Origin of the sequence: Streptomyces sp. 13-12-16, assembly GCF_002114215.1 — a bacterium.
In the GTDB taxonomy this organism is placed as follows: Bacteria; Actinomycetota; Actinomycetes; order Streptomycetales; family Streptomycetaceae; genus Streptomyces.
This window is the reverse complement of sequence record NZ_NCTE01000079.1, coordinates 1-3,553: the sequence shown is the minus strand read 5'-3', so window position 1 is coordinate 3,553 and position 3,553 is coordinate 1. Positions and strand designations below refer to the sequence as shown.

The window sequence follows — 3,553 nt, the reverse complement described above, 5'->3', positions numbered from 1 at the left end:
CGGGAAGGGTGGGGCGGCGTAGACCGCTCCCCCTCCCGGGCCCCGTCACTTCCGCCGTGCGGCCGACCGCATCCGCCGTACCGCGCGGCGCACGGCCGGATGGCGGCGCAGCGCCTCCGCGCGGACCGGGCTGCCGCCCGGCAGGCGCAGGCTGGTGAGACGGCGGCGCTGGAAGTACTTCTGGTGCGTGGCGAGGTGGACGGCGAGCCACGCCACCGCCTCCTCCCGCGACCCGTGGTGCTTGCGGGACTGCATGCAGTACCCGACCGTCCGCACCAGCGGCGCCAGTTCCCCGGCGAGTGACTCCAGTTCGAGCGGGCGGCCGAGCTCCGCGTGCTCCGCGTCGGGCAGGGCCGCGTCGATGATGGTGAGCGGGACGCGGTTGCTGTTCTCGTACGGCGTGATCCGCTCCAGCAGCAGCTCCGTGCCGACGCGTGCGACGGGGATGCCGTAGAAGGCGGCGGCCGTCATCAGCGCCGTGGAGAAGCAGCCGATGACGAGCCTCGGCCGCAGGAACGCGAAGACGGTCTCGGCGAGCACGGGTTCGGTCAGCACGGTCAGCCGTACGCCCAGCTCGGCGGCGGCCGTCTCCAGCGACGTGCTGTACACGGCGGGCGCGCTGGGGTGCGGTTTGAACAGCACGTGTTCGTGTCCGGCGCGGGCGGCGGCCCGCAGCATCCGGACGTGCAGCCGTTCCTCCTCGTCCTGGGTGATCAGGTCGAGGGCGGAGAGGTACTGGCCGATGAGTACGGCGGTGGGGCGGTCGTCCGCGGTGACGCGCCGGGCGAGGAGGTCCGCGCCGGCCGCGCCGATCCCGGCCAGCACCTCGACCATGGCCTCGCCGGGCACGGCCTCGGGTTCCACTCCGTACTCGGACAGCAGCATCGGCCGCAGTCCGGGCACCAGGTCGAGGTGGAGGACCCGGGCGACACGGCTGCTCAGTTCGTGCGGCAGGCGGTTGCGGGTGGGGCCGTAGCTCATCAGGCCGTCCGCGTAGACGTGGACGGGGCTGTCCGCGAAGATCTCCGCGACCGCGCGGGAGGGGTTGGCCTGGATGGACTCGCAGGCGATCTCGACCGGCTCGTCGCCCAGGTCCCAGGCGAGGCGTACGGCCTTCTCCCACAGCTGGACGTCCTGCTCGCGGGGCGACCAGCCGGCCGGGTGGTGCGGAGCGATGAACTCGTTCCAGGAGCGCACCTCGTCGAACTCCGGGCGCAGCGTCTCGAAGCCGGCCATCCGGTCCAGCGGGGTGCCGACCTCGGGGACGGCGGCGGTGTTGCTGACCACGAGGATGCGGCGGTGTTCGCGCGGGCCGAACAGGCCGGCGCGGATCGCGGCGGTGACGGTCGCGGCCGCGTACTGCGTGGCCGAGAAGAAGATCTGGATCATGCCGCGACTCCCTTCATGCCCCCGCGTATCCGGCGCAGCAGGTGCACGCGTTCGGTGCCCATGCCGATCAGGGCGTCGTTCAGTTCCGTCTCCGTCATCCGGCCCAGCGCCTCGGCGCTCAGCCGCTTCAGCCTGGTGGCCACGTCGCGCTCGAAGCGCGCGCGGTCGAGCAGTTGGTGGGCGATGACGACGCAGTAGTCGCGCAGTGCCTTGGCGCGCAGCCGTTTCTCGTCGCGGTCGCCGGCGAGTTCGGCGAGGACCAGGTCGAAGGAGCGGAAGAAGTCGAGCTGGCGCGCGTCGCCGATCCGGGTCAGTGAGGTCGCCACGCCCCGGCGGTAGAAGACGCCGCGCAGACTGGCCACGGCGTAGGAGTCGGCCCCGCGGTGCAGGCCCCAGATCCAGGGGCGGTCCTCGGCGGTGCGCAGTCCGTCGTGGAAGCGCAGCAGTCCGCGGTCGAGCAGGCGCCGGTGGTAGACGCCCGCCCAGGCGTACGGGTAGTCGACCATGGTCGTGGCGTCGACGGGGAGGATGGAGGTCCGCGGGTCGAGCGGGGTGTGGCGGCGGCCCTCCGGCGCCCGCCGGACGGTCCGTTCGATGCCGGTGACCTGGACGTGGTCGGTGCGCACGAAGTCGACGTCGAGGCGCTCGATGGCGTCCACCAGGCTGCTCAGATAGCCCGGGGCCAGCCAGTCGTCGCCGTCGAGGAAGGTGAGGTAGCGGCCCTCCGCCAGGTCGATGCCGGTGTTGCGCGCGGTGGCCAGTCCGCCGTTGTGCCCGTGCCGTACGACCCGGCTGTTCGGCAGGCGTCCGGTCAGTTCCAGCAGCGCCTCGTAGGTCTCGTCCTCGGTGGACCGGTCCTCGACGAACACGAACTCGAAATCGTCCCGCGCGTTGTTGACGAGGCTGGTCACGGTGGACGTGACGTACGCCTCGACGTTGAAGCAGGGGATGATCACGGACAGTTTCGGGGGACTCTTGGTCACGCTGCACCTGAGTTCTCTCAACGGGGTTCCCGTGAATCTAGGGGGTGCCCGAACCGGGATGGCGACGCTTTCGCGTCCGCGAGGTGAACGAGGAGTTAATTGCCCGTCTTCACCCCGCATTTGTTTTTCCTTAACCCACCGGTCGCCACTCCTCGTGCAATGATCCCTTCAGCTTTTTCCTTGCACGATCGCCTCTCTGTGCCTCACGGACCCTGTGGACTGGGCTGGTTTTTCTATGCGTATCGCTGTCTTCGTCGAAAACCGCAACGGTGTCGGTCTGACCGCGCGGATCATGGGCGCCGCGGGCGCCGGGGAGCACACCTTCCTGCCGGTCACCGCCGACCTCGACGGAGACGTGGGACGGTGGATCGACGAGGAGGCCGCCTCCCGGCTCGGCGGCCGGCGGGTCCACAACCTGTTCCGGGAGGGGGAGGCCCTCACCCACGCGCAGTTCCTCGAGGAGACGGGCCCCCGGATCTCCGAGTTCGCGCGGAGCGAGTCCGTCGACCGGCTGATCCTCTTCAACGACCGGTCGCAGCGCGGCAGCAGGGTCGCCGACGCCCTCTCCGGGACGCTGCCGGTGGTCCTCGTCCAGGACGGCCACCTCGACTTCCACTACAAGAAGCTCGGCCCCGGCCTGCGCGACCAGAACTGGTACTACGGCTCCTCCGGCCCCGCCGCCGTGTGCGTGTGGGGCCCGGCCACCGCCCACCACCTGCTGTACCGCACGGCGGACGCGGACCCGGTCGTCCACGTCACCGGCGCGCTCGGGCACAGCGACGACCCGGACCTGGTGCGCGCCGCCCACCAGCCCGCGCCGCCCGCCGCGCGGCCCTCCCGGGAACCGCTGCGGATCGTCCTCCTCGACCAGCCCCTGGGCGACCAGCGCAAACTCCCGGCCGACCAGCACCGCGAGTACCTCCGGACCGCCTGCGAGGCGCTCGCCGAGTTCGGCGAGGTCTCCGTCAAGCCGCACCCCTCGACCCTCTCCGGGCACCTGGACTGGCTGGGCACCCTGCCGGGGATCACCGTCCTGGACGAGTCGACGCTCCTGGACGCGGCCGGCCTGGAGGCCTTCGACCTGGCCGTCACCTTCTTCTCCACGACCTATCTCCAGACCCTGCGGGCCGGCGTCCCGCTGGTGCTGTTCAGCCCGCCGCCGCTGAACATCGTCTTCCCCG

General features: G+C 71.3%; 3 protein-coding genes. 1 reads left to right on the top strand and 2 read right to left on the bottom strand.

Features of this window, described 5'->3' with window-relative positions; genetic code table 11:
* Window positions 1–45: 45 nt before the first annotated feature.
* Window positions 46–1,389: a polysialyltransferase family glycosyltransferase gene (locus tag B7767_RS03790; protein ID WP_085570859.1), complete on the bottom strand. Its 1,344-nt coding sequence runs from the start codon at window positions 1,387–1,389 to the stop codon at window positions 46–48.
* Complete coding sequence (locus tag B7767_RS03785) at window positions 1,386–2,372, bottom strand: glycosyltransferase family 2 protein (RefSeq protein WP_256923306.1); 987 nt, start codon at window positions 2,370–2,372, stop codon at window positions 1,386–1,388. The genes B7767_RS03790 and B7767_RS03785 overlap by 4 nt, the downstream gene beginning before the upstream one ends.
* A 235-nt stretch (window positions 2,373–2,607) precedes the next feature.
* On the opposite strand from B7767_RS03785, the gene B7767_RS03780 reads away from it, so the two are divergent.
* Window positions 2,608–3,553 (top strand): hypothetical protein (locus B7767_RS03780; RefSeq protein WP_143652190.1); only part of this gene is annotated, 946 nt, incomplete at its 3' end.

Excerpts from the sequence above, each read along its gene's own strand:
- B7767_RS03790 (WP_085570859.1), bottom strand. The coding sequence starts at position 1,389 with ATGATCCAGATCTTCTTCTCGGCCACGCAGTACGCGGCCGCGACCGTC.